This is a genomic window from Amycolatopsis sp. CA-161197 (genome assembly GCF_050942255.1).
Taxonomy (GTDB): domain Bacteria; phylum Actinomycetota; class Actinomycetes; order Mycobacteriales; family Pseudonocardiaceae; genus Amycolatopsis.
Genome location: NZ_CP192059.1, coordinates 3,789,501 through 3,813,531 on the forward strand (window position 1 = coordinate 3,789,501; position 24,031 = coordinate 3,813,531).

General features: G+C 73.0%; 25 protein-coding genes. 7 read left to right on the forward strand and 18 right to left on the reverse strand.

Annotation, left to right across the window (positions count from 1 at the left end; all coding sequences use genetic code 11):
* Positions 1 to 121: 121 nt before the first annotated feature.
* Positions 122 to 1,123 carry a proline racemase family protein gene (locus ACQPXB_RS18095; RefSeq protein WP_366578140.1) on the forward strand — a complete coding sequence of 334 codons (1,002 nt, stop codon included), beginning with the start codon at positions 122 to 124 and terminating at the stop codon, positions 1,121 to 1,123.
* Positions 1,120 to 1,929: a pyrroline-5-carboxylate reductase gene (gene proC / locus ACQPXB_RS18100; protein ID WP_366578141.1), complete on the forward strand. Its 810-nt coding sequence runs from the start codon at positions 1,120 to 1,122 to the stop codon at positions 1,927 to 1,929. The genes ACQPXB_RS18095 and proC overlap by 4 nt, the downstream gene beginning before the upstream one ends.
* A 7-nt stretch (positions 1,930 to 1,936) precedes the next feature.
* On the opposite strand, the gene ACQPXB_RS18105 is transcribed toward proC, so the two are convergent.
* The 12 genes from ACQPXB_RS18105 to ACQPXB_RS18160 form a co-directional block, all read right to left on the reverse strand.
* Positions 1,937 to 2,836 (reverse strand): MurR/RpiR family transcriptional regulator, encoded by a 900-nt coding sequence (locus ACQPXB_RS18105; RefSeq protein ID WP_432853533.1) that lies wholly within the window; start codon positions 2,834 to 2,836, stop codon positions 1,937 to 1,939.
* Positions 2,837 to 2,930: 94 nt separating this feature from the next.
* Positions 2,931 to 3,158, reverse strand: a complete 228-nt coding sequence (locus tag ACQPXB_RS18110; protein WP_432853536.1) for a three-helix bundle dimerization domain-containing protein — start codon at positions 3,156 to 3,158, stop codon at positions 2,931 to 2,933.
* 97 nt (positions 3,159 to 3,255) lie between these two features.
* Entirely contained in the window at positions 3,256 to 4,647 is a 1,392-nt protein-coding gene (locus ACQPXB_RS18115; protein WP_432853539.1) for an aspartate ammonia-lyase, read from the reverse strand.
* Complete coding sequence (locus ACQPXB_RS18120) at positions 4,644 to 5,966, reverse strand: dihydroorotase (RefSeq protein WP_366578148.1); 1,323 nt, start codon at positions 5,964 to 5,966, stop codon at positions 4,644 to 4,646. The genes ACQPXB_RS18115 and ACQPXB_RS18120 overlap by 4 nt, the downstream gene beginning before the upstream one ends.
* Complete coding sequence (locus ACQPXB_RS18125) at positions 5,963 to 6,823, reverse strand: dihydroorotate oxidase electron transfer subunit (protein ID WP_432853543.1); 861 nt, start codon at positions 6,821 to 6,823, stop codon at positions 5,963 to 5,965. The genes ACQPXB_RS18120 and ACQPXB_RS18125 overlap by 4 nt, the downstream gene beginning before the upstream one ends.
* Entirely contained in the window at positions 6,820 to 8,133 is a 1,314-nt protein-coding gene (locus ACQPXB_RS18130) for a Zn-dependent hydrolase (protein WP_432853546.1), read from the reverse strand. Before ACQPXB_RS18130 ends, ACQPXB_RS18125 begins: the two co-directional genes overlap by 4 nt.
* Positions 8,130 to 8,603 carry a hypothetical protein gene (locus tag ACQPXB_RS18135; protein ID WP_366578154.1) on the reverse strand — a complete coding sequence of 158 codons (474 nt, stop codon included), beginning with the start codon at positions 8,601 to 8,603 and terminating at the stop codon, positions 8,130 to 8,132. Before ACQPXB_RS18135 ends, ACQPXB_RS18130 begins: the two co-directional genes overlap by 4 nt.
* A complete protein-coding gene (locus ACQPXB_RS18140; RefSeq protein ID WP_432853549.1) occupies positions 8,600 to 9,076 on the reverse strand; it encodes a hypothetical protein in 477 nt (158 codons plus the stop codon). The genes ACQPXB_RS18135 and ACQPXB_RS18140 overlap by 4 nt, the downstream gene beginning before the upstream one ends.
* Positions 9,073 to 9,870: an IclR family transcriptional regulator gene (locus ACQPXB_RS18145; protein WP_432853552.1), complete on the reverse strand. Its 798-nt coding sequence runs from the start codon at positions 9,868 to 9,870 to the stop codon at positions 9,073 to 9,075. The genes ACQPXB_RS18140 and ACQPXB_RS18145 overlap by 4 nt, the downstream gene beginning before the upstream one ends.
* Before the next feature lie 23 nt (positions 9,871 to 9,893).
* The gene (locus tag ACQPXB_RS18150; protein WP_366578160.1) at positions 9,894 to 11,159 is read right to left on the reverse strand and encodes an MFS transporter; all 1,266 of its coding nucleotides are present in this window, start codon (positions 11,157 to 11,159) and stop codon (positions 9,894 to 9,896) included.
* A gap of 76 nt (positions 11,160 to 11,235) precedes the next feature.
* Positions 11,236 to 12,210, reverse strand: a complete 975-nt coding sequence (locus ACQPXB_RS18155; RefSeq protein WP_366578162.1) for a dihydroorotate dehydrogenase — start codon at positions 12,208 to 12,210, stop codon at positions 11,236 to 11,238.
* Between the two features lie 298 nt (positions 12,211 to 12,508).
* Positions 12,509 to 12,844 carry a cupin domain-containing protein gene (locus ACQPXB_RS18160; protein ID WP_366578164.1) on the reverse strand — a complete coding sequence of 112 codons (336 nt, stop codon included), beginning with the start codon at positions 12,842 to 12,844 and terminating at the stop codon, positions 12,509 to 12,511.
* Between the two features lie 104 nt (positions 12,845 to 12,948).
* On the opposite strand from ACQPXB_RS18160, the gene ACQPXB_RS18165 reads away from it, so the two are divergent.
* Positions 12,949 to 13,518 carry a TIGR03086 family metal-binding protein gene (locus tag ACQPXB_RS18165; RefSeq protein ID WP_366578166.1) on the forward strand — a complete coding sequence of 190 codons (570 nt, stop codon included), beginning with the start codon at positions 12,949 to 12,951 and terminating at the stop codon, positions 13,516 to 13,518.
* A gap of 13 nt (positions 13,519 to 13,531) precedes the next feature.
* Here ACQPXB_RS18165 and ACQPXB_RS18170 read toward each other — a convergent pair whose 3' ends face one another.
* The 3 genes from ACQPXB_RS18170 to ACQPXB_RS18180 all read right to left on the reverse strand — a co-directional run bounded on the left by ACQPXB_RS18170 (position 13,532) and on the right by ACQPXB_RS18180 (position 15,637).
* Positions 13,532 to 13,885: a DUF1622 domain-containing protein gene (locus ACQPXB_RS18170; protein ID WP_366578168.1), complete on the reverse strand. Its 354-nt coding sequence runs from the start codon at positions 13,883 to 13,885 to the stop codon at positions 13,532 to 13,534.
* Positions 13,886 to 14,100: 215 nt separating this feature from the next.
* The gene (locus ACQPXB_RS18175; RefSeq protein ID WP_386953529.1) at positions 14,101 to 14,487 is read right to left on the reverse strand and encodes a histone-like nucleoid-structuring protein Lsr2; all 387 of its coding nucleotides are present in this window, start codon (positions 14,485 to 14,487) and stop codon (positions 14,101 to 14,103) included.
* 157 nt (positions 14,488 to 14,644) lie between these two features.
* On the reverse strand, positions 14,645 to 15,637 hold the full coding sequence (locus ACQPXB_RS18180) for a LacI family DNA-binding transcriptional regulator (RefSeq protein ID WP_432853559.1): 993 nt from the start codon (positions 15,635 to 15,637) through the stop codon (positions 14,645 to 14,647).
* Between the two features lie 285 nt (positions 15,638 to 15,922).
* Here ACQPXB_RS18180 and ACQPXB_RS18185 point away from each other — a divergent pair, with 285 nt between their 5' ends.
* Complete coding sequence (locus tag ACQPXB_RS18185) at positions 15,923 to 18,229, forward strand: glycosyl hydrolase family 95 catalytic domain-containing protein (RefSeq protein ID WP_432853562.1); 2,307 nt, start codon at positions 15,923 to 15,925, stop codon at positions 18,227 to 18,229.
* 112 nt (positions 18,230 to 18,341) lie between these two features.
* Complete coding sequence (locus ACQPXB_RS18190) at positions 18,342 to 19,061, forward strand: SDR family NAD(P)-dependent oxidoreductase (RefSeq protein WP_366578176.1); 720 nt, start codon at positions 18,342 to 18,344, stop codon at positions 19,059 to 19,061.
* A gap of 1 nt (position 19,062) precedes the next feature.
* On the opposite strand, the gene lexA is transcribed toward ACQPXB_RS18190, so the two are convergent.
* Positions 19,063 to 19,716 (reverse strand): transcriptional repressor LexA, encoded by a 654-nt coding sequence (gene lexA, locus ACQPXB_RS18195; RefSeq protein ID WP_364045697.1) that lies wholly within the window; start codon positions 19,714 to 19,716, stop codon positions 19,063 to 19,065.
* Positions 19,717 to 19,855: 139 nt separating this feature from the next.
* Here lexA and ACQPXB_RS18200 point away from each other — a divergent pair, with 139 nt between their 5' ends.
* Positions 19,856 to 21,619, forward strand: a complete 1,764-nt coding sequence (locus ACQPXB_RS18200) for a carboxypeptidase regulatory-like domain-containing protein (RefSeq protein WP_432853567.1) — start codon at positions 19,856 to 19,858, stop codon at positions 21,617 to 21,619.
* Positions 21,620 to 21,786: 167 nt separating this feature from the next.
* Positions 21,787 to 22,155 (forward strand): YciI family protein, encoded by a 369-nt coding sequence (locus tag ACQPXB_RS18205; RefSeq protein WP_366578180.1) that lies wholly within the window; start codon positions 21,787 to 21,789, stop codon positions 22,153 to 22,155.
* Between the two features lie 40 nt (positions 22,156 to 22,195).
* On the opposite strand, the gene ACQPXB_RS18210 is transcribed toward ACQPXB_RS18205, so the two are convergent.
* Together ACQPXB_RS18210 and ACQPXB_RS18215 are read right to left on the reverse strand one after the other, a co-directional pair.
* A complete protein-coding gene (locus tag ACQPXB_RS18210) occupies positions 22,196 to 23,143 on the reverse strand; it encodes an RNA polymerase subunit sigma-70 (RefSeq protein WP_432853570.1) in 948 nt (315 codons plus the stop codon).
* Between the two features lie 41 nt (positions 23,144 to 23,184).
* Positions 23,185 to 23,919: an SDR family oxidoreductase gene (locus tag ACQPXB_RS18215; protein ID WP_432853573.1), complete on the reverse strand. Its 735-nt coding sequence runs from the start codon at positions 23,917 to 23,919 to the stop codon at positions 23,185 to 23,187.
* Between the last annotated feature and the right edge of the window lie 112 nt (positions 23,920 to 24,031).

The window sequence follows — 24,031 nt, forward strand, 5'->3', positions numbered from 1 at the left end:
ATAGTATTCCGGACGGCGGCAGCGGTGACCGCGCGCACAGGTCTTCCCGTAGTGAAAACTACCATGTACTGTCACCTGTCATGAAAACTACAACAAGGCTGGACGGTCCACAGTGGACGCGGTGACCGTCACCGACTACCACACGGCGGGGGAGCCCTTCCGCATCGTCACCGGTGGGGCGCCGGAGATCCCCGGCACGACGGTGCTCGAACGGCGCGAGGCCGCACGGTCCACGCCGGCCATCGACGCGGTGCGCGAACTGCTCGTGCGCGAGCCGCGCGGGCACTCGGCGATGTACGGCTGTTTCCTGGTGCCGCCGCAGACCGAGGGGTCGTTGTTCGGCGTGCTGTTCTGGCACCGCGAGGGCTACTCCACCGCCTGCGGGCACGGCACGATCGCGCTCGGCGCGTGGGCCGTGCGCACCGGCCGGGTCGAAGCGGCGGCCGACGGCGTGACCGAGGTGCCGATGGACGTCCCGTCGGGTCGCGTCATCGCCGCGGTGACGTGCGAGGGCGGCGAGGTGCGGAAGGTGGCCTTCCGCAACGTCGGCACGACCGTGCTCGGCCGCGGCGTCGAGGTCAGCACGAAAAGCGGCCCGGTCGCGGTCGATCTCGCCTACAGCGGCGCGATCTACGCGTGCGTGCCGGCTTCCGCGTTCGGCCTCGCCGTGGTCCCCGAGCACCACGCCGAGCTCGTGGCGGCCGGCCGCGAGGTCAAGGCCGCGCTCAGCGGCACCGAGTGGGCACGGCACTCCGCGGACAGCCGGCTCGGCGGCGTCTACGGCGTGATCCTCTACGACGACCTCGGCGACACCGCGACCGGGCCGCACCAGCGCAACGTGACCGTGTTCGCCGACGGGCAGGTCGACCGTTCCCCTTGTGGCTCCGGCACTTCCGCGCGGCTGGCGCTGCTCGCGGCCGAAGGCCGGCTGCGCGAGGGCGACGTGCTCACCCACGGCTCCATCATCGGCACGACCTTCACCGGCCGGATCCTGTCGACCGGCGGCGACGGCACCGACGGCAGCGTCGCCACGGAGATCGAAGGCACCGCACACCTGGCCGGCGAGAGCGTGTTCACGCTCGACCCGGCCGACGAACTGGGAACGGGGTTCACCCTGCGATGACGAAACTGGCCATCATCGGCGGCGGCAACATGGGCGAGGCGCTGCTCGCCGGACTGCTCGCCGGCACCGAACCGAGGTTCACGGCGGCCGAGGTCGTCGTGGTCGAGCTCGCCGGCGAGCGCGCGGCGTACCTGCGCGAGCGCTACGGCGTGGCCACCACGGCCGAAGCCGGACCCGCGATCCGGGCGGCGGAAACCGTGCTGCTCACGGTGAAGCCGTACCACGTGGACGACCTGTTCGCCGCGGTCGCGGACGACGTGAACGACGACCAGCTGTTCGTCTCGGCCGTCGGCGGCGTGCGCACGTCGCGGCTCGAAGCGCTGCTGCCGGGCAAGTCGCCGGTGGTGCGCTGCATGCCCAACACCCCGGTGTCCGTCGGCCGCGGGGTCGTGGCGATCAGCGCGGGCACGCACGCGGGCGAGGCCGAGCTCGACTACGCGCAGTCGCTGTTCGAGCCGGTGGGCAAGGTCGTGCGCGTCGAGGAGTCGCGCATGGACGCCATCACGGCACTGTCGGGCAGCGGACCGGCGTACTACTTCTTCCTCACCGAGGCGCTGATCGAAGCCGGGATCCTGCTCGGCCTGCCGCGCCCGCTGGCCGAGGAGCTGGTGAAGGCCAACGCCGCCGGCGCGGCCGAGATGCTGCAGGTCCCGGACGCCGACGCGGTGCGCATGCGCGCGGCCGTGACCAGCCCGGGCGGGGCGACGATCGCCGCGATCCGGCAGTTCGAGGAACGCGGGGTGCGCGCGGCGGTGATGGCGGCGATCGAGGCGGCGCGCGACCGGGCCGCTGAGATGGGGCGCTGAGCCCTGGTCACTCCCGGCCGGGCCGCCGCGCCCGCATGTCGCGGGGCACGAGGGCGGTGCGCAAGGCGGTCAGCAGGTCGGTGTGGTCCGAAACCGCGGCCGGGTCCTTGCGCGCCAGCCCGGCCACCAGGCAGTCGACGACCAGCGTCGCCCCGAGTCCCTCGTGCGTCAGGCCGCTGACCGAGTGCACGGCCGTGAGCACGACGTCGACCTGGTCGCCGAGCACGGGCCGCAGGGAGTTGGTCACGAGCAGCACGCGCGCGCCGATCGCACGCGCGTGGTCGACGAGGGTCTTGACGTCGTGCAGGAGCCGGTCGGGTACGCACAGCACCACAACGTCGTTCTCCTTGAGGCGCAACAGGTCGTCGGCGAGCCGGAAGCCCGTCGCCGACGTGCTCCAGGCGCGCCGGCCGAGCCGGTGCAGGCGGGTCACGAGATACTGCATCGGCAGCTCGGACGGGCCGAGGCCGTAGCCGAGCACCTCGGCCGCGGAGTCCAGCAGGTCGACGGCCGCAGTGAACTCGGGGTCGGCCAGCAGCCGGCGTGTCTCCGTGAGCCGCTCGACCGACTCGGTCAGCACCTGGTCGAGCAGGGCGCCGGTGTCGTCGCCGGTCCGCTCGATGCGCTCGCGCAGCCGCGTGGCCGGGTTGGTGTCGCCGACGACGTAGCGGCCCACCACGCGCTTGAGCTCCGGCAGGCCGGAGTAGCCCAGCGCCTTCACCGCGCGGACGACCGTCGCGTCGCTGGTGCCGCTGAGCACGCCGAGGTCGCCGGCCGTGGACAGCAGGATCGCTTCCTGGTGGCTGCGCAGGTACTCCGCCACGCGCTGCTCGGCAGGCGACAGCCCGGCGAGCCGCTCCTCGACACGAGCGCTGAGCGAGTCGGTCCGGTCGTCGTGGGCGGTCACGACCCGACAGCCTACCGAGCAGCGGTCGCGGCCCGCCGCGCCGGACGGTCAGTGCACAGTGGACGGTGCGGCCGCTGAATTTTCAGCGCCCGCCTCAGGCGGGCTGCCGGCCGGCCAGCACGGCCCGGACGGCGCGCTCGACCAGGATCGGCACGAACGCCTGGATCGGCGCGCCGGTGAAGCGGGCCCGCTCGCGCTCCACGAGGTCGTGCACGGACTCGGCGCCGACGGTCGCGAAGTCGCGGCTGAGGCGGTCTTCCAGGTGTCCGAAGTGGGCGTCGGGCTGCTCCGGGGCCAGGGCTCCGAGGGTCTGCGTGCTCATGAAGCCTCCTGGCGTCACCCGATGGAGGTTTCATTGCAGTACACCTAGGTAAACGTGGGGTAAACGAAGCCGGTCGTCACGGTGTCGGCCGACGGTGTCAGCTCGACGTGGCCGCCGGCAGGCCCAGCAGCGTGTCGAGCTGCTCGGAGGTGAGCAGGCCGGCGTCGACCACGAGCTCGTGGATCGAACGGCCGGTGGCCGAAGCCTGCTTCGCCAGCGCGCTCGCCGCTTCGTAGCCGATCACCGGGTTCAGCGCCGTGACGAGGCCGATCGACTCGCGGACCTGGCGGCGCAGCTGCTCGGTGTTGGCCGTGATGCCCGTGACGCAGCGGCGCGCCAGCGTCTGCGCGCCGGTGCGCAGGTGGCGCAGCGACTTCAGCAAGGAGTGGGCGATGATCGGCTCGAACGCGTTGAGCTGCAGCTGCCCGGCCTCGGCGGCGAGCGTGACGGTGGTGTCGTTGCCGATCACCTCGAACGCGATCTGGTTGACCACCTCGGGGATCACCGGGTTGACCTTGCCCGGCATGATGCTCGACCCGGCCTGGACCTTCGGCAGCCGCAGCTCGTTGAGCCCGGCCTGCGGACCGGAGGACAGCAGCCGAAGATCGTTGCAGGTCTTGGAAAGTTTCACCGCCACGCGCTTGAGCACGCCGGACAGCTGCACGAACACCCCGACGTCGGCCGTCGCCTCCACGAGGTCGGTGGCGGTGACGAGCGGCGTGCCGGTGAGCCGGGCGAGGTGCTCGCACGCCAGGCGCGCGTAGTCCGGGTGTGCGTTGAGGCCCGTGCCGATCGCGGTGCCGCCGAGGTTGATCTCGGTCAGCAGCGTGAGTGCCTCGGCCAGCCGCTGCTCGTCCTCGCCGAGCGTCACGGCGAACGCGGTGAACTCGCGGCCCAGCGTCATCGGCACGGCGTCCTGCAGCTGAGTGCGCCCGATCTTCACGACGTCGGCGAACTCGCGGCCCTTGGCGGCGAGCGCGCCGCGCAGCTCGGCCATGGCGTCGAGCAGCTCGGTCGCGGCCGCGTGCACCGCGAGCTTCACGGCGGTGGGGTAGACGTCGTTGGTGGACTGGCCCAGGTTCACGTCGTCGATCGGGTGCAGCCGGGCGTAGTCGCCGCGGGGGTGGCCGAGGAGCTCCAGCGCCCGGTTCGTCACGACCTCGTTCACGTTCATGTTCGACGACGTGCCCGCCCCGCCCTGGATCACGTCCACGGTGAACTGCTCGTGCAGCCGGCCGGCCTCGATCTCCTCGCACGCGGCGACGATCGCGGTGGTCTTGTCGCCGGACAGCAGGCCGACGTCGTGGTTGGCCAGCGCGGCCGCGTGCTTCACGCGGGCCAGCGCGACCACGAGCTCGGGGTGGGTCGAGAGCGGCAGGCCGCTGATGGGGAAGTTGGCCATGGCGCGGCGGGTGTGCACGCCGTAGTACGCGTCGGCGGGCACGGCCAGCTCGCCGAGCAGGTCCGCTTCGGTGCGGGTGGACGTCATCGGTCACTCCTGGTGAACAACCCGCCGTGGTCGGCGGTCACGGCGCCGGCGACGACCGTCGCCACGGGCCGGTGGGTGAAGGACAGGCCCGCGAACGGGGTGTTGTGCGAACGGCCGACGGTGTCGGCGGGGTCGACCGTCCAGCCGGCCCGCGGGTCGACGAGGGTGAACGTGGCCGGCTCGCCGACGGCGATCGGCCGGCCCGCGGACGCGGCGATGCCGCCGATGCGCGCCGGGGCGTGGGACATGCGGTCGGCTACCAGCGCCCAGTCGACGCCGCGGCTGGTGTGCAGGACCTCGGACACCACGGCCAGCGCCGTCTCCAGCCCGGTCATCCCGAACGGCGCCCCGCACCAGTCGGCGGCCTTCGCCTCGGCGAGGTGCGGCGCGTGGTCGGTGGCGACGGCGTCGATCGTGCCGTCGAGCAGCGCGGCGCGCAGCGCGCGGACGTCGCTCGGGGAGCGCAGCGGCGGGTTGACCTTGAACTTCGTGTCGGCGCTCGCGGCTTCGCCGTCGGTGAGCAGCAGGTGGTGCGGCGTGACCTCGGCGCTCACGGCCCAGCCCTGCTCCTTGGCCCACCGCACGAGCGCGACCGAGCGCGCCGTGGACACGTGGCACACGTGCAGCGGCGCCCCGGCGTCGGCGGCGAGCACGATGTCGCGCGCCACCACGGTTTCCTCGCCCGTGGCCGGCCACGGCGGCAGCCCGGTGCGCTCGGCCGCGCGGCCCGCGTTGATCTGGCCGGCGCCGGCCAGCGGGCCGGACTGGGCGTGCTGGGCGAGCACGGTGCCGGTCCGCTTGGTCAGCTCGAGGGCGTCACGCACGAGCACCGGGTCGTCGACGCAGCGGCCGTCGTCGGAGAACAGGCGCGCGCCGGCCGCGGCCATGGCTTCCAGCGGCGCGAGGCGTTGTCCCGCAAGGCCTTCGGTGATGGCGCCGACGGCGTGCACGCGGCACGACGCGGTGCGCTCGGCCAGGTCGAGGATGTGGCGGATCCGCTCGGCGGAGTCGGTGACCGGGCTGCAGTTGGCCATGGCGAACACGTCGGAGTAGCCGCCGGCCGCCGCCGCGGCGGTACCGGTGGCGATGGTCTCGGCGTCCTCGCCGCCCGGCTCGCGCAGGTGCGTGTGCAGGTCGACGAACGCGGGCAGCAGCACGAGACCGTCGGCGTCGAACCGGTTCGGCTCGTCGGCGCTGCCGCGGGGCCGCAGCTCGGTGATGCGGCCGTCGCGCACCACGAGGTCGATCGGGGTGCCGCCGAACGGGGCCACGCCGGTGAGCACCGCGTGGCCGAGCGGGGCCTGCGTCAGCGGGCTCATGGCGTCTCCTCCAGGCGGAAAACGGGGCCGTCCTTGCAGATCAACGGCGACTCCTCGGGCCCGCCGCGGGTGCCGGTGGCGCAGCCGTGGCAGTAGCCGAGGCCACACGCCATGTGGGCTTCCAGCGACACCTGCGCCTCGGCGCCCCAGCGATCGGCCAGCTCGCGGCACAGCCACGCCAGCCGGTCCGAGCCGCACGTGAAGATCTGCCGCGGCGGTGCACTGTCCAAAGTGGAGGTCAGCTCCGCGCGCAGGCGCGCGATCTCGCTGGTGCCCTCGGCGTCGGTCACGGTGAGCACGCGCTCGGCGCCGCACTCGCGGTAGAAGTCCGCGCCGATCACGGCTTGCCGCGTCCGACCGCTCGCGACGGCGACGAGCTCCGTGCCGCTGCCGGCGAGGTCCTGGGCGACGGTGGTGAGCGAGCAGGTGCCGATGCCGCGCCCGACCAGCAGCACGCGCGGGGTGCCGGTGGGCACGTGGAACCCGCGGCCCAGCGGGCCGACCACGAGCATCGTCTCGCCCGCGGCGAATGTGGTGAGCTTGCGCGTGCCGTCACCGACCACGCCGTAGACGACCTCGATCGTGCCCGCCTCCGCGTCGCGGCGGTAGATCGCCATCGGCCGGGGCAGCACGGGGCCGCGTTCGCCGTGGCGGGCGGCGGTGAGCATCACGAACTGCCCGGCCGTCGCGGCCCGCGCGATGCTCGGCGCGTGCAGGCGCAGGTACTGGTAGCGGTCGGCTTCCGGGCGGTGCTCCAGCACTTCCGCGTGGTGCCACGTCGGGGTCGGGAGCACGGCGCCGGTGGGCGGCAGGGGCGTCACGTGGTCGCGGACGGCCCGCGTTTCGGTCGTGGTCATGACTGCTCCGATCCCGCGACCGGGAACGCGGTGTCGAGCCGGACGAGGCTGTGGGCGAGCACTTCGGTGCCGACGACGAGGTCGGCGAGGTCGGTCCACTCGTCGGGGCTGTGGCTCACCCCGGCGCGGCTGGGCACGAAGAGCATGCCGGTCGGCGTGACGTGGTTGACCATCTGCGCGTCGTGGCTGGCGCCGCTGGGCAGTACGCGGTGCGCGTAGCCCAGCTCGGCGCACGTGGCCGCGACGACGTCCGTCACCCGGCGGGGCAGCAGCACGGGGGAGGCGTCGGCGAGGGTGTGGGCGGCGAACCCGATGCCCCGGCGCGCGGCGAGGGCGTGGGCGCGCTCGACGATCTCCGCGGCGGTCTGGCGCTGGCGGTCGCTGTCGACGTCGCGCACGTCGACGTGCAGCTGCGCTTGACCCGCGATCGTCGTGATGGAGCCGGGCGCGGAGTCGAGCCGCCCGACGGTCGCGCGGGTGCCGTGGTGGCGGCTGTCGGTGGCGATGGCTTCGATCAGCAGCACGATCTCGGCCGCGGCGGCGAGCGCGTCGGCGCGCTGGTGCATCGGCGTGCCGCCGGTGTGCGACGCGCGGCCGGTGAGGTCGAGCCGCAGCCGGGTGCTGCCGGAGATGAGGTCGACGACGCCGAGCGGCAGGCCCGTCGACTCGAGCACGCTGCCCTGTTCGATGTGCAGCTCCAGGAACGCGGCCCAGTCCTCGGGGCGCCAGCGCGCACCGGCCGCACCCGCGGGATCGAGGCCGACCGAGCGCATCGCGTCGGCCAGGCTCACGCCGCCGGCGTCGAACTTGGTCTCCAGGTCCGCGGCGCCGGTGAGCCCGGCGACGACCCGGCTGCCGGTGCACGCCTGGCCGAACCGCGCGCCCTCCTCCGCGGCGAACACGACGAACCGCACGGGGTGGGCCAGGCGCACGTCGTGCTCGGTGTAGAGCCGCGCGGTCTCCATGGCGGCGACCACGCCGGCGATGCCGTCGAACGCGCCGGCGTTGGGCACGCTGTCGAGGTGCGAGCCGGTGCCGAGCGCGGGCGCGCCGGCCACGGTGCCGGGGAGCTCGGCGATCGTGTTGCCCGCGGCGTCGGTGTGCACGGCGAGGCCGAGCCCGCTGACGTGCTTGGCGAACAGCGCGTGCGCGCGGCGTTCGAGCGGGGTGTGCGCGAGGCGGGTCACGCCCGGGCCGGAGTCCGGTTCGGACAGTGCGGCGAACGTGTCGAGCCAGTGCGCGATCCGCTCCGGGTCGGCGCGCAGCCGAGCGTCCACAGTGGACCCTGCTGGTGCGGTGGACGCGGTCATCGTGGGCCGCCTGGCAGCTCCGCGAGCAGCGCCGCCGTCGGCGGGCCCGTCACCTCGGCGAGCGCGGGAGTGGCCACCACCGCCACCACTGCGGCGACTTCGGCACGCGCGGTCGCCGCGAGGTTCAGCAGCGTCCGCAGCCGCGCGGGTTCCCACGCGGTGCCGACCAGCGCGATCCGCGTGCCGGCCGCGACCGGCGGGTGGAAGCCGACCACGCCTTCGAGCTCGGACGCGCGCGTCACCGTGGCGCCCAGCTGCCGGGCGACGACGTGGGCGAGCACGGCGTCGTCGGCGCCGTGCCACACCGCGATCTGGTCGAGGGTCTGCGTGGTCAGCAGCTCCGCCAGCGCGGCCCCGACCACTTCGGTGGCGGCGGGATCGGTGGGCGTGTCGAGCGAAGGGCCGTAGGTGTCGGGGCTGACGCCGAGCTTGCGCACCGCGGCGCCGGCGTCCTGGACGGGAGTGGTCATGACGGGTTCTCCGAAGGGGTTCGAGTGCCCGCGAGGGCGGGGGTGCCGTCGGCCGCGAGCACGCTGAGCAGGACGACGGGCTCGGCGCCGGCCGCGCGGACGCGGTCGGCCAGCGCGGCGGCGGTCGTGTCGGTGGGGGTGTCGGCCGGGTTGTCGGCGATCGGCGTGACCACGGCGACGCGGTCGCCCCGGTGCACCTCGCCGGCGTCCACCGTGAACGGCAGGCCGGTGTGCAACGCGAGCGCCGTGGTGACCGCGACGGCGTCGGCCGTGCCCGTCGTGACCAGCCGATCGGTGGCCGTGGGCAGTTCCTCGGCGAGCAGCGCCGCGGCCCGGCGCAGGATCGACGGTCGCGTGGTGAACGCGGCGCCGATCGCGGCGAGATCCGCGCGCAGCTCGGTCCGCCGCCGTGCGGCGTCGAGGAACACGGTGGTGGTGTCGGTGGCCGTGGCCAGGTCGTGATCGAGGCTCATCGGGCGCTCCTCGCCGGTCCGCCGACGGCCGTGGTGGGTTCGGCACCGGCGAAACCGAGCTCCGCGGAAAGCTCGCGAGCGGCGGTGAGGACGGCGTCCGTCGCCACCGTGCGCGCACTGCCCTCGCGCATGCGGTTGCCCGCCGCGGCCAGCGTCACACTCGCGGCCACCGCGCCCGTGGAGGTGAAGATCGGGGCGGACACGGCCCACACGCCGCGGTCGAGCTCGTCGTCGCAGATGTCGTAACCACGGGCCCGCACGAGGGCGAGGTGCTCGACGAGCTCGTCCACTGTGGTCGGCGTGTCCGGGGTGAACGCGTCGAGCGACTGGGTTTCGAGCACCCGCCGGGCCGCGGGCTCCGGCAGGTAGGCCAGCAGCGAACGGCTGGACGCGGCGGCGTGCAGCGGCATCTCCTGCCCGATGCGCACGAACAGGCGCAGCGGGTGCCGGCCCTCCACCAGCGCGACGCACACCGCGCGGGCGCCGATGAGCTCGGTGAGGAACACCGTCTCGCCACTGGCTTCCGCGGCGTCGACCACGGCCTGGTGCGGGTTGGCCAGCAAGGCCGTCCGGTGCGGCGCCGGCTCGCCGAGCTGCCGCGCGGCCGGGCCGAGGAAGTAGCGCTTGTTGGTGGGGGAGCGGGTCACGAAGTTCTCCTCCATCAGTGTGGTGAGCACGCGGTGCGCGCTGCCCACGGGGATGTCGAGCTCCTCGTGCAGCTCCTGGAGCGTGGCGCCCTTGCCCTTCGTCGCGAGGGCCCGCAGCACGGACAAGGCGCGGATGACGACCTGCATGGTTCTCCTTGCTCGGGGCCGGCTCAGGCCAGCTGCTCGGCGCGCCGGTCGGGGATGAAGATCATCGCGACCATGTCGAGCAGGTAGATCACGGACAGCACGCCGATGGCGAAACCGAACCCGTAGCTGGCGGCCACGAGCGCGACGACGATCGGTGCGAACCCGCCGACCGCGCGGCCGAGGTTGAACAGCACGTTCTGCGCCGTGGACCGGATGGCCGTGGGGTAGAGCTCGGCCATCAGCGCGCCGTAGCCGCCGATCATGCCGTTGGCGAAGGCGCCCATGACCGCGCCGCCCACCATCAGCGCCCACGGCGAAGAGAGCTGGCTGTAGCCCAGTACCGAGACGGCGGCCCCGGCCTGGAAGAGCCAGAAGGCCTTGCGGCGGCCCAGTTTGTCGGCGATCTCGCCGAACGCCAGAATTCCGACGCCCATGCCCACCACCGTGACGGCGGTCCACACCCCGGATTTGGTGAGGCTGTAGCCGAACTGCGTGGACAGGTAGGTGGGCAGCCAGATCATGATGCCGAAGTAGCCGAAGTTCTGCACCGACGTGAGCACGAGGACGCCGATCGTCGCGCGGGTGGTGGGCCCGTCGGCCACCAGCAGCTTGAGCGGCACCTTCGGCTTGCCCTGCCGGCTCTCGCGGTGGCGGGTGAACTGCTCGGGCTCGTGCAGCCGCGAGCGGAACACGATGGCGACGATCGCGGGAAACGCGCCGAGCAGGAACAGCCCGCGCCAGCCCCACGCGTTGAGCACAGGAGCGGAGACGAGCGCCGCGAGCAGCACCCCGGCCTGCCAGCCGAGGCCGACGAGCGACGTCGCCCGTGCGCGCTTCTTCGCCGGCCACGCTTCGGCCGCCAGCGTCATGCCGATGCCGAACTCGCCGCCGATGCCGACGCCGGCGAGGAACCGGAAGACCGCGATCTCCCAGTAGCTCGTGGAAATCGCCGTGAGCCCGGTGAACACGGCGAAGAAGATCACCGAGTAGGTCAGCACCTTCACGCGGCCGATGCGGTCGGACAGGACCCCGAACGCGATCCCGCCGACCACCGCGCCGATCAGCGTGATGGTGGCCAGCGAGCCGGCCTCGGCGCCGCCGAGCCCGAGGTCGCCGGAGATGGCGGAGAGGGCGAACCCGAGGATCAGCAGGTCGAAGCCGTCCATCGCGTAGCCGAGCGACGACGCGAACACGGCCTTGCGGGCGTAGCGCGTGGTCGCCTTCGTGGCGGGGGTGTCTTCGGACGTGACGGGTGGCGCGGCGCTGCCGGCGAGCGTTTCGTCGGACATGGTGGGGAGCACTCCTCACGGCGTTGGGGGAAAGACGGGTAGGGGGAAGGACGGGTCGGGGGAAGGACGGGAAGGGTCAGGTGCGCAGGGTTCCGATGAGCTCGTGGACGGCTCCCGCCCCGAGCTCGGCACAGTGGCCCGCGAGGTCGCGCACGATCTCCGCCATCGCGTAGGGGCGGGTGAACGTCGCGGTGCCGACCTGCACGGCGGTGGCGCCGGCGATGAGGAACTCGACGACGTCACGCGCGCTGCTGATGCCGCCGCAGCCGATGACGGGGATGTCGACGGCCGAGGCCGCCTGCCACACCAGCCGCAGCGCGAGCGGTTTCACGGCCGGGCCGGACAGGCCGCCGACGCCGTTGCCCAGCACGGCGCGCCGCGAGCGCACGTCGACGGCCAGGGCGGGGAAGGTGTTGCTCACGGTCACGGCGGTCGCGCCCGCCCGCTCGGCGGCGCGGGCGATCTCGCCGATGTCGGTGACACCGGGCGTGAGCTTCACCAGCACCGGCAGTTCCGTCCGAGCCGCCACGCCGGCGACGACGGCCTCGACCGCCGCGGGGTCGGCGCCGATGGCGAGCCCGCCGTGTTCGAGGTTGGGGCAGGACACGTTGACCTCGAAGGCCGCGCACTCCGCACCGGCCAGCTCGTCGGCGACCTGCCAGTACTCGTCCACGGTCAGCCCGCCGACGCTGGCGATCACCGGGACGCCGAACTCGCGGTAGCGCGGCAGCACGTCGTGGACGAACCGGCTCGTGCCCGGGCTGGGGATGCCGACGCTGTTGAGCATGCCGAGCGCACTTTCGGTCAGCCGGTGCGACGGGTTGCCGGAGCGGCGCTGCGCGAACACGGTCTTCGTCACGACCGCGCCGAGCTCGCGCACCGGCAGCAGGGGACCGAGCTCAGGGCCGAAGCAGCCGGACGCGGGCATCACCGGGTTGGCGAGCGTGAGCGGGCCCAGGGGCACCGCCAGGTCTACGGCCGACCCGGGCGCGGCGGCGAACAGCCGGTCGCGGTCGTCGCGGCCGGTCGTCCGGTCCAGCACCTCCGTCATGCGGAATCACACCCTCCATCGAACGGAAACGAGAGAAGTGAGGATGAGTCCGGGCCAACGTGGTGTCAAGGCAGCGGCGGCCCCGGCCGTTGCCGGTGGTCAGGGCCGGTTTTCACGACGTGGCGGCCCGGGCGCGGAGTGTTTCCGCGTGACGGAAACTCGTCCTCCGGGACGCCGGAAGGTTCCGCAGGTCAGGGCGTGATTCGGCCAGTTGCCGACTGCGCTGTGACGCGCGCCGACAAATGTGCGAACGCGAACGCGCGGGCGGGTCGGGGGCATCGTCGTGAGTGGACGGCGTCTACTCGAGCCACTCCGTGACGAACCGGTCGTTCTCGTGGATGTGCACAGCCTCGTAGCGCTCGGGCCCGAGGACCACGAACTTGTGCGCGACCCCGGCGGCGACCGCGAGGACGTCGCCCGCCCGGCCTTCCCGTTCGGTGTCGCCGATCGTGAACAGAGCGCGGCCGCGCTGGATCACGAACGTCTCGCGATAGGGGTGGCGGTGCAGCCGCGGGCCGGACCCGGCGACGTCGGTGCTCTCGCGGATGATGGACACGCTCGCACCGACCTCGTGTCCCTCGACGTTGCGCGTCAGCGCGCCGGTCTGGTCTTCGGTACTGGTCGAATCGGTCATTCCTGCCACGGTAGCCGCGAGCCGGCGAAGCCGGGACCGGATTCGGTCTGTTTCGGCGTCCGCCGGTGGTCGTAGGGCGACGACATCGGTGAAGGGAGCGAGCTGTGGATCTTCTGGAGCAGTACTTCGTGGCGCAGGACGGCTTCGGCGCGGTGGTGGCCGAGGTGCCGGCGCGGCGGTGGGACGCGCCGTCGCCGTGCGCGGCGTGGACGGTGCGGGACATCGTGGGCCACGTGCTGTGGGGCCGCCACCGGCTGGCGGCCTGGGTGACCGGCGCCGACTACCCCGAGACTGCGGGGGAGCCCGGCGCGCCGAACCCCGGGGTGCTGTGCGCCGGGGACCCGGCGGGGGAGTGGCGCGTGGCCTTCGAGGCCACCGCCCCGGCGCTGACCCGCGACGGGCTCGCGCGGGTCACGTCGGTCGACGACGCCGGGGGTGCGCCGCTCACGACGCTGCTGCCGGCGTTCATCTCCGACGCGCTCGTCCACACCTGGGACATCGCCCAGGCCGTCGGTCTGACCGTCACGCTGGATCCGGCGGTGGTGAAGGCGACGGACGAGTGGGTCCGCTCGATTCCGTTGCGGCGGCCCGAGTTCTTCGGGCCCGAGCTCGCACCGCCGGCGGACGCCGACGAGACCACGCGGCTGCTGGCGTTCCTGGGCCGCGCGGCCTGAGCGCCGGGGGAGGTCAGGCGGGCGGCTGCGGCCCCCGCCTGGCCTGCCACGGCCACGCGCCGGAGATCTCGACCTCGAGCGCGAAGCTCAGCACGGTCCGGATCAGCACGATCAGGCCGAGGACCAGCACGTTCTCCAGCGACGCGTCGACGATCACGGTCCGGATGATGTCCCCGGCGATGAGGATCTCGAGCCCGAGCAGGATGACGCGGCCGAGGTGCACCCGCAGCTGGTCGTAGCTGCCGCGGTGCCGGGTGACGTCGACGACGAAGCGCACCAGGACCACCACGAGACCGAGGGCCATGATGCCGACGCCGAGGCCTTCGATCACGGTGGCGACGGTCTCGAACGACTCGGTGAAACTCATCCGCGAGCACCCTCTCCGAAGCGGACTTCGGGGAAGGTCCGCGGCTCCCGGTCGGAACGTACGAACCGCCGCGACGGGCTGTCAAGGCCCTCGCGGCGGCAGTGGTTCACCGGAAGCCGCCGGTGATCCGCGGTTTTCGAATTCGGTGTGGACGTTTCCGTCGGGGCGTGCGGCAGGTCGGGGGAAATGGCCGCACGGCCACCCCCGGATCGGTTTTACGCCTTCGCCTTTGTGCGGCCTCCGCGGGCACGCGACTTCGAGCCGGAGGCGCGGCTGTTTTCGTAGGCGGTGACCACGTCGGTGGGAATGCGGCCGCGTTCGGAAATGCTCCAGCCGTTGTCCGCGGCCCACGCGCGGATGGCGCGCGAGCGTTCGCGGTCCTCGGGCGTCGGCGTGCCCGAACCGGTGCCACGGCGCACCTTGCGGCCGCCTGTGCGCCGCGAGGCGGCGATGTAGCGGGCGAACTCTTCACGCAGAGTTCCCGCGTTCTTGTCGGAGAGATCGATTTCGTACTGGACGCCGTCGAGGCCGAAGGGCACGGTCTGGTGCGCGACCCCGCCGTCGATGTCGTCCACCATCTGGACCAGGACCTTGTGCGCCATGGCGGGTGAATCCTCCTCGAACGTTTCCGGCAGCCCCGTTTCCGTGGCCTGTGAAGAACTGTAACATCGATCCACAGTGGAACGCAGTATCGGGAGTGACCGGATTACGTGTCCGTCCCGATCATTTTCCGACATTTCCCCTCACACGCGGGAATGGTCAGCGGTGACACCCGGGCGCGCTGGCCGTGGTGGCGCGCACGACGAGCCGCGTCGGCAGTTCCGTGACCACCCGGCCGGCCGGGTCGGCGGCGGCGTGGGCCAGCAGCAGATCCACGGCGTGGCGGCCGGCCTCGGCCACCGGCATGGCGACCGTGGTGAGCGGGGGAGCGGACACCGCCGCGTAGACGAGGTCGTCGAAGCCGGTCACGCTCAGCTCGCCCGGCACGTCGACCCCGCGGTCGCGCAGGCGCGCCAGCACACCGAGCGCCATCACGTCGTTGTAGGCGAGCGCCGCGGTCACCCCGGCGGCCAGCGTCTGGTCGGCGGCGGGCGCACCGTCCTCGTACCGCGGGGCGAACGGCCCGAGCTCCACGATCTCGACGCCGTGTTCCGCGGCGGCGGGTCGCAGCCCGCGCAGCCGCTCGTGGTTGGACCACGAGCTGTCCGGGCCGTTGAGGTAGGCGCAGCGCCGGTGCCCGAGCCCGGCCAGGTGCGCCACGACCTCGCGCATCCCGCCGGCGCTGTCCATCACCGTGGCACCGATCCCGGCGACGCGGCGGTTGAGCAGCGCCAGCGACGTGAGGCCGGCGAGCTCGGTGATGGTGTCGTCGTCGATCCCGGGTGAGCACAGCAGCACGCCGTCGGCTTGCTTCGCCAGCGTGCGCACGAGCTCCTGCTCGGTGGCCGGGTCCTCGTCGCTGTCGCCGACCAGCACGGCGTGGCCGGTTTCGCGCGCCCGCGCCTGCACGCTCTTGAGCAGGCCGGTGAAAAACGGGTTCCCCAGATCCGGCACCACGATCGCGATCGCGCCGGTCTTGCCGGTGATGAGGCTGCGGGCCGCCGGGCTCGGCCGGTAGCCCAGCTCCCGCACGACCGCGAGCACCCGGTCGCGCGTGGCTTCGCTGACGCGGTCGGGCGAGCCGAGCGCCCGCGACACCGTGGCCACCGACACCTCTGCCCGCCGTGCGACATCCCGGATCGTGACCCGCACGGTTCTCCTCCGCCCACCGCCGCGGCGCGGCTGGCCCCGATTGTAGGGCCGGGCCCGGCGCGCCCGGCTGTGACCTGCGCCCCTGCGGCTCGCGCTCGTCCCGACCGACCCGCGGCACGATAGTCATCCGATGAATCGATGAAGAGGCTACAACGCTTCTGAGGAGTCATGGTGCTCCAGTCGGGTTGCCTTGTCACGAACTTACGCAGAGGTCTCGACAACGGATGTCAGACATCCTATGTTTTGAGCCCGACCGCCGCCGCCCCTGACCTGGAGGTCGCAGACATGGACGTCTCCCGCAGAACAGTCCTCGGCGGCGCGCTCGCCGGGATCGCGGCGAGCGCGGCGGGGCTGGGCCCGGCCGTCGCCTCGGCCGCGAGCCACCCGCCGCCCGGCGGCGACGATTTCGACTGGGCCGCGTTCCTCGCCACCGCGGATCTGCGGTGGCAGCGGATGCCGGTCGCGTGGACGGAAGGGCCGTTCCTCGGCAACGGCTTCCTCGGCTCCGGCGTCTACGCCGAGCCGGGCAAGAACGCGGTGCGCTTCACCGTGCAGCACAGCGAGGTGCAGGACCACCGGCCGCAGTACGGCTCGCTGTTCGGCCTGGCGCGGCTGCCGATCGGGTACTTCACGCTCGAACCCGCCGGCGCGATCACCGGCGTCGACTGGCGGCTGGAGCTGGGCAACGCCGAGCTCACCGGCACGATCACCACCGCCGCGGGCAGCCTCGCGCTGCGCGCGATCGTCCACACCGGACAGCCGGTGCTCGCCGTCGAGGTGCGCCCGACCGAGGGCGAACGCGGGTTCCGCTGGGTCTTCCACCCGGCCGAGGCCGTGAGCCCACGAGCCGACCCCGTGTGGAAGAAGGCGCCGCCCGAGGGGTACGTCGCGAACCCGCAGGCGACGGTCCGCGCCGTCGGCGACAGCCACGTCGCCGAGCAGCCGCTGCTCGCGGGCGGTGAGCACGTCACCGCCTGGCGGGAGGTCACCCGCGGCGGCGCGCGGACGCTCTACGCCGCGGTCGCCTGGTCGCACCCCGAGCGCACGTCCACCGCGCGGGCGCTGTGGTCCGTGCGCACGGCGGCCGAGTTCGGCGCGCTCACCCGCGAGCACCGCCGCTGGTGGCAGGACTACTACCGGCGCAGTTTCGTGTCCATTCCGGACACCCGGCTGCAGAGCTTCTACTGGATCCAGCTGTACAAGCTCGCCTCGGCCGCGCGGCGCGAGGCGCCGGTTATGGCGACTTCGGGCCCGTGGCTGGAGAACACGCCGTGGCCGGCCACGTGGTGGAACCTCAACGTGCAGCTCGAGTACTGGCTCATCCACGGCTCCAACCACCTCGAGCTCGACGCCGTGAGCCGGGCGCTCGACCAGTACCGCGGACACCTGTCGAGTCAGGTCGGCGCGCCGTACCAGGGCGACTCCGCCGGCATCCCGCGCACCACCGACATGACGCTGTCCAACGGCGTATCCGACGCCAACAGCGGCTTCCCCGTCGGCGTGCCCGGCCAGGACACCCCGACCCCGGAGGTCGGCGACCTCACCTGGGCACTGCACAACGTGTGGCTGTCCTACCGGCACACACTGGACCGCCGCCTGCTGCGCGACACGCTGTTCCCGTTGCTGCGCAAGGCGATCAACTACTACCTGCACTTCCTTGCGCCAGGCCCGGACGGCAGACTGCACCTGCCGCCCACTTTCTCGCCCGAGTACGGCGTGAACGCCCCCGACTGCACCTACGACCTCGCGCTCGTGCGCTGGGGCTGCCGCACCCTCCTCGACGCGGCGCGCGAACTGCGCATCGCCGACCCGCTCGTGCCCCGCTGGCAGCAGGTGGCCGCGACGCTCGCGCCCTACGCCGTGGACGAGAACGGCTACATGATCGGCGCCGGCGTGCCGTTCGCGAAGTCGCACCGGCACTACTCGCACCTGCTGCAGGTCTACCCGCTGTACGAGATCACCTGGGAGCAGCCGGAGAACCGCGCCCTCATCGAGAAGTCGCTGGCGCACTGGGTCGGCTTCGAAGGCGCGCTGCAGGGCTACACCTTCACCGGCGCGGCGTCGATCTCGGCCTCGATGCGACGCGGCGACCAGGCGGCGGCCTACCTCGACCAGCTGCAGAGCCGGTTCATCAAGCCCAACACGATGTACGAGGAGTCGGGCCCCGTGATCGAGACGCCGCTCTCGGCGGTGAAGTCGATGCAGGACATGCTGGTGCAGAGCTGGGGCGGCGTCGTGCGGCTGTTCCCCGCCGTCCCCGCGACGTGGGCCGACATCTCCCTGCGCGACTTCCGCACCGAGGGCGCGTTCCTGCTCAGCGCCGCCCGCGAAGGCGGCAGAACGCGCTGGCTGAAGGTCCACAGCGAAGCCGGCGCCCCCTGCGTCCTGCGCCCGGGCATCGACGGCGCCCTCGAGGTCACCGACGCACGGGGTCGCTCGAAGCGCTGGCGCACCCTGTCCAACGGCGACGTCCAGGTCGACCTCGCCCGCGGCGAAGACGCCTTCGTGTACCGCGCGGGCGACCGGCCGGACTTCGCGGTGCGGCCGGTGGCTCCGAACGGACCGAGCACCCCGTGGGGGCTGCCGGCCTGACCCGGACGCGGTGGCGGATCTCGGGCAGGATGGTCCCTGCCGCGCAACGGATGCGCGACGCCGACGACCCGACTCCCGAGAGGACACAGTGGACACTCGCAGGACCGCCGTCGTGACCGGGGCCGGGCGCGGGATCGGGGCGGCCGTCGCGGAACGGCTGCACGGGCTCGGCCACCGCGTCGCGCTGCTCGACCTCGACGCCGGCAGCGCGGCGGCGAAGGCACGGGAGCTCGACGCCTCCGGCACGGCTGCGCGTGCGTTCGCCGTCGACGTCCGCGACCCGGCCGCCGTGCGGTCCGTCGCCGAGCAGGTGCGGCACGAGTTCGGCGTGCCGGAGATCCTGGTGAACAACGCGGCCCGCACGCAGAGCCGGTCGGTGTGGGACATCGACGTGGCCGAGTGGGACGACGTGCTCGCGACCAACCTGCGCGGCGTTTTCCTGCTCACGCGCGAGCTCGCGCCGGCGATGCGCGAGCGCGGGTGGGGCCGCGTGGTCAACCTCGCGTCGCTGGCGGGGCAGCAGGGCGGGCTGGTGGCGGGGGCGCACTACGCATCGTCGAAGGCCGGGGTTCTGGTGCTCACCAAGGTGTTCGCGAAAGAGCTCGCGGCCTCGGGCGTCACGGTGAACGCCGTGGCGCCCGCGGCGACACGCACGCCGGTGATGGACGAGATGGACGCCGGACAGCTCGAAGCCGCCGAGGCCGCGATCCCCGTGGGCCGGTTCGGGCGGGCCGGGGAGGTCGCGGACCTCGTCGCCTACCTGTGCGGCGAGAACACCGGGTACATCACCGGGGCCACCTTCGACATCAACGGCGGCCTGTTCATGCGCTGACTCACATGCTGCGCAGCACCGACACGACGGTGCCCAGCACCACGGCCCGGTCGCCGTCGATCACGTCGTAGGCCGGGTTGCGGGGTTCGAGGTACACGTGGCCGTTGCGGCGCCGGTAGACCTTCACGGTCGCCTCTTCGTCGATCATCGCGGCGACGATCTGGCCCGAGTGCGCCTCCGATTGCTGGCGCACCACCACGATGTCGCCGTCGCAGATCGCGGCGTCGATCATCGAGTCGCCGCGCACGCGCAGGCCGAAGACGTTGCCGCGGCCGGTGAGCCCGCGCGGCAGCTGCAGCATCTCGTCGAGGTGCTCCTCGGCCGAGATCGGCGTACCGGCGGCGATGTGGCCGACGACCGGCACCGCCACGGAGTCCTCACCCTGCTGCGGCTCGGCCGTGCCGAGGAACGCGCGCACGTCGATCGGTCGCGACATCGAGCTGCTGCGCCGCAGGTAACCCTTGTCCTCCAGGCTCGCCAGGTGCTTCGACACCGACGAGGACGACCGCAGTCCCACGGCCTCGCCGATCTCGCGGCTGCTCGGCGCGTATCCGTGGCGGACCACCCAGTCCCGGATCGTGACCAGGATCTGCTGCTGGCGAAGTGGCAGGGACGAGGCGTCGAGATGGTCGAAGGTGTCGTCGTAGGTGGTCACCCGCCGAATCGTAGAGGTAGCCGCCCCGCCCACCGGTGACCGGTCCGGTGCGTCGGCGAAGTTCGCCCGGCCGGGGAAGCAACCGTCCGGACCGGTCGTGCGTGAGGAAAGCGACCGAACGTACACGGAGGGGGAAATCGTGCACAGACGAAGATCGCTGGTGCTCGCGGTGGCGAGCGCGGCACTGGTGCTGGTGGGGACGGCCGCGCCCGCGGTCGCGTCGGAGAAGGGGATCGACGGCGTCGTCACCGACGCCCGGACCGGCGCCCCGGTGCGCGGCGCGTGGGTGCAGGTGCACGACAGCAGCGGGGCCGGGATCACGGGGGCCGGCACCGACGACGCGGGCCACTACGACGTTTCGCTGCGGCCGGGCCAGTACACGCTCGAGGTCATGGCCACCGAGTACGACACCAAGGTCACCGACCCGGTGACCTCGCCGGGCACCGTGCCGGTCGCCCTGGCACCGTACGAATACGGCGGCCTGGCCGGCACGTTCGGGCGCGGCCCCGGCCGGCCGGTCACCGGCGCCGCCGTGCAGCTCGCCGACCCGAACGGCAACGACGTCGCCCGCACGGTCACCGATGCCGGCGGCGGGTACCGCTTCGACCACGTGAAGACCGGCAAGTACAAACTCCGCTACTACTGGCCCGAAAACGCCGAGCAGTGGTATCCGCGGCAGACCGATCCGTACCAGGCGAAGCTCGTCGAGGTGACCGCCGGCGCGGACACCGTCGTCGACGAGACGGCGCTGCAGGCGGGTTCGGCCGAGCTCACCGTGACCGACGACGCGACCTACCGGCCGCTGCCGGGGGCGTGCGTGTCCGCGACCGGGGTGGGCCAGTGGGCCAACGCGTGCGCGGACTCGGCGGGCAAGGTGCGCTTCCCGGTGCTGCGCGCCGGCACCTACCAGTTCCGCATCACCGCCGAGGGCCACCTCGACGACGTGATCAACGCCGACGTCCGCGCCGACGAGACGACCGAGCTCGCGTCGAAGCTGCTGCAGCGGGCGAAAGTGTCGGTCAGCTTCACCGACGCCGCCACCGGCGCGCCGGTCGGCGACGCCTGCCTGGCGATCGTCGACCCGACCCAGCACGGGTCGGTGTCGCCGGACAACATGTCGTGCGCCTTCGGCACGGGCAAGCTCGACCTCGACTTCCTGTGGCCGGGCAAGTACCGGTTCTTCGCGGTGCCCGGGAACGTCGCGGGCGGCGACGACGCGCACGGCAGCCAGTGGGTCGGCGCGCGGGGCGGCACGGGTGACGTCGAGAAGGCGACCTGGTTCGAGATCAAGCCCGGGCAGACGACCGACGTGCGGGTGAAGTTCGACGCGGCGGGCTCGATCACCGGCAAGGTCACCGACGCCGCGACGGGCGCACCGGTCTCCGAGGTCTGCCCGGGGGTCACGGCCGCGTGGTCGGGTTACAACCACCCGTGGGGCGTGCAGTGCACCTACACCGAGGGCCGGTACACGATCGGCGGGCTCGGGCCTTATGACTGGCGCGTGCAGTTCCCCGACCTGACCGGCGCCCACGCGTGGCAGTGGTCCGGCGGCGCGTCCGACCGGTTCTCGGCCCGGCCCGTGCACGTCACGGCGGGGGCCGCGACCACGCTCGACGCCGCGCTGAAGCCGGCGGGCAGGATCACCGGGAAGGTGCTCGACGCGACGCTCCCGATGCAGTGGGTCGCCGTGAACGCCTACAACGCCCGCACGGGTGACCCGGCCGGTCCCGACGGGCTCGTGACCGGCGCCGGCCAGTACACGCTGCCCGGGCTGGCCACGCAGGACGTGCGGATCGAGTGGTGGCACGGCAGCCAGGGTCCGCTCGAGTACCCGCGGCCCGTGCCCGTGGTGACCGGCCGCGAAACGGGCGGGATCGACCTGCGCGTACCTGCGGTTTCGTGACGTTCGGGGCGGGGGACCGGGCTCGGCTGGTCCCCCGCCCCGGGGTCGTCGAAAATCTTCCCGATCGGTTTGTCGAATCGTGCGCGGGGCCGTTCGACGCGTCGGTGTGGGCCGGTCAGCGCTTCCGGAAGAATCCGGATCCCGGCCCGAGGGACAAAGGAGCGGACATGCGGTTTCTCATGATGCACCGGCTGTCGGAGAGCGACTCTTCGGCGTGGAACCCCAGCCAGGAGTTCATCGCGAAGATGGGCGAGTTCATCCAGGACTCGGCGGAGAAGGGCATCCTGATCACGGCGGAGGGCGTCCACCCGTCGGAGAAGGGCGCGCTCGTGCGCAAGACGCGCGGCGGCGCCATCAAGGCCACCGACGGCCCGTTCACCGAGGCCAAGGAGGTCATCGGGGGCTTCGCGCTGCTGAACTTCGCGAACCGCGAGGAAGCCGTGGAGTACGCGAAGACCTACGCGGCGCTCTTCGACGACGAGATCGAGGTCGAGGTGCGCCAGGTCGTCGAGTTCGACGAGCTGCCCAGCGCGTGACGTCCCGGCCGGTCCGCCCGCGGTGGGCGGACCGGCCGGGTCACCGGTACGAAGGCGCGAACACCGGCACCAGCGCCGGGTCGTTGAACGACGTGATGCGGGCGATGCGCCCACCGCGGACGGTCAGGACCTGCACGCCGTACGGCTGGTCGCGCCCGTCGTCGGTGCGGTGGTGCACGACGAGGGCGGGCTGGCCGTTGGCGCGGGTGGGCGTCATCCGCCAGCGGCCAGGGCGCAGCACGCGCGCGGCGAGGAACCCCGAGACGGCGTCGCGGCCGGTGAACCACGTCGGGATCGGCGGCATCTCCAGCTCGACGTCGGCGCGCAGGAGCCGGACCAGCGCTTCGGCGTCGGCGCGGGTGAACGCGGCCACGTAGTCCTCGAGCAGCGCCCGGTCGGTCTCGCCGGTCGGTTCGGTCATCTCGTCCTCGATCGGTCCGGCCTCGGCGAGGTGGGTCCGCGCGCGGCGCAGGGCGCTGTCGACGGCCGCCGTGGTCGTGTCGAGCAGCTCGGCGACCTCGGCCGCGGGGAAGGCGAGCACGTCGCGCAACGTCAGCACGGCCCGCTGCCGCGCGGGCAGCAGCTGCAGCGCGGCGATGAACGCGAGCCGCACCCCGGCCCGCGCGGCGGCGGCCACGGCCGGGTCGCCGGCCCCGAACTCGGGGGCCGGCTGGAGCCACGCGACCGCGGGCTCCCGCGAGGCGACGGGCACCCGGTGGTCGTCGGACGGCGCGCCCAGGCCCGACGGCAGCGGCCGCCGGGCCCGGGTCGCCAGCGCCGTGAGGCAGGCGGTGGTGGCGATCTTGTACAGCCAGCGCCGCACCGACGACCGGCCCTCGAACCCGCCGAACCCGCGCCACGCCCGCAGGTACGTCTCCTGCACGAGATCCTCGGCGTCGTGGATCGAGCCCAGCAGCCGGTAGCAGTGGGCGAGCAGCTCCGGCCGGAACGGCTCGGTCAGCGCGCTGAACTCGGCGTTCGACGGCATGGGCTCTCCCGTGGTGCGCAGGAGTCCACTGTAGAGGCCGCTCACGGCAGCGGGCGCACGCCGGTGCCGCCGACCACGTGCTCCGGCGCCGCGGTCTCGTCGGCCGCCAGGTCGAGCACGGCCTTGGCCACCTGCTCCGGGGTGAGCACCGGCTGCAGACCCTCGACGAACGCGTCGCGCGCCACGCCCTGGCGGGCCGCGTAGGCGGTGACGCCGGCCGAGCCCACCCCGGCCGTCGGCGTGAGCTGGGGGAGCAGCGTCAGGAACCGCAGGCCGAGCCCGGCGCGCTCGGCTTCGTCGGCTGCGTAGCCGCGCAGGTAGCGGACCGCGGCCTTGGCGCTCGCGTACCCACCGCTGAGCGGCGACCCGGCCAGCGCCGCACCGCTCGACATCGACACGACCACGCCGCCGGGCGCGAGCGGCTGGCGCAACGCCGCGCGCGTCCACTCGAAGACGTGCCGCGTGTCGGTGTGCCAGTTGCGGTTGAAGGTTTCCCAGGTCTGCTCCTGCACCGGCGCCATGTGCGGCGTGGCGCCGGCGTTCAGCACGAGCAGGTCGGGACGGTGGTCGCGGAGCACGGCCGCGGCCAGCGTTTCGTCGGTCGCGTCGGCGGCCAGGGGCGTGAAGAGCTCCCCGGCCTCGTCGCGGACGGCGCGCAGATCTTCTTCGGTGCGCGCGATCCCGACGACGCGCGTGCCGGCGGCCACGAGCGCGACGGCGATCGCCCGCCCGAACCCACGGCCGGCTCCGGTGACGACGGCGGTCTGGAAAGACATCGGACACTCCCGGGTGGTGAGGGAAATCGGTCCGCATCAAGACCTCGCGGCGCCGCGAAAACCGTCGGCCCTCCGCTGTGTCTTGGGTCACACTCAGCTCAGCGGCGCAGAC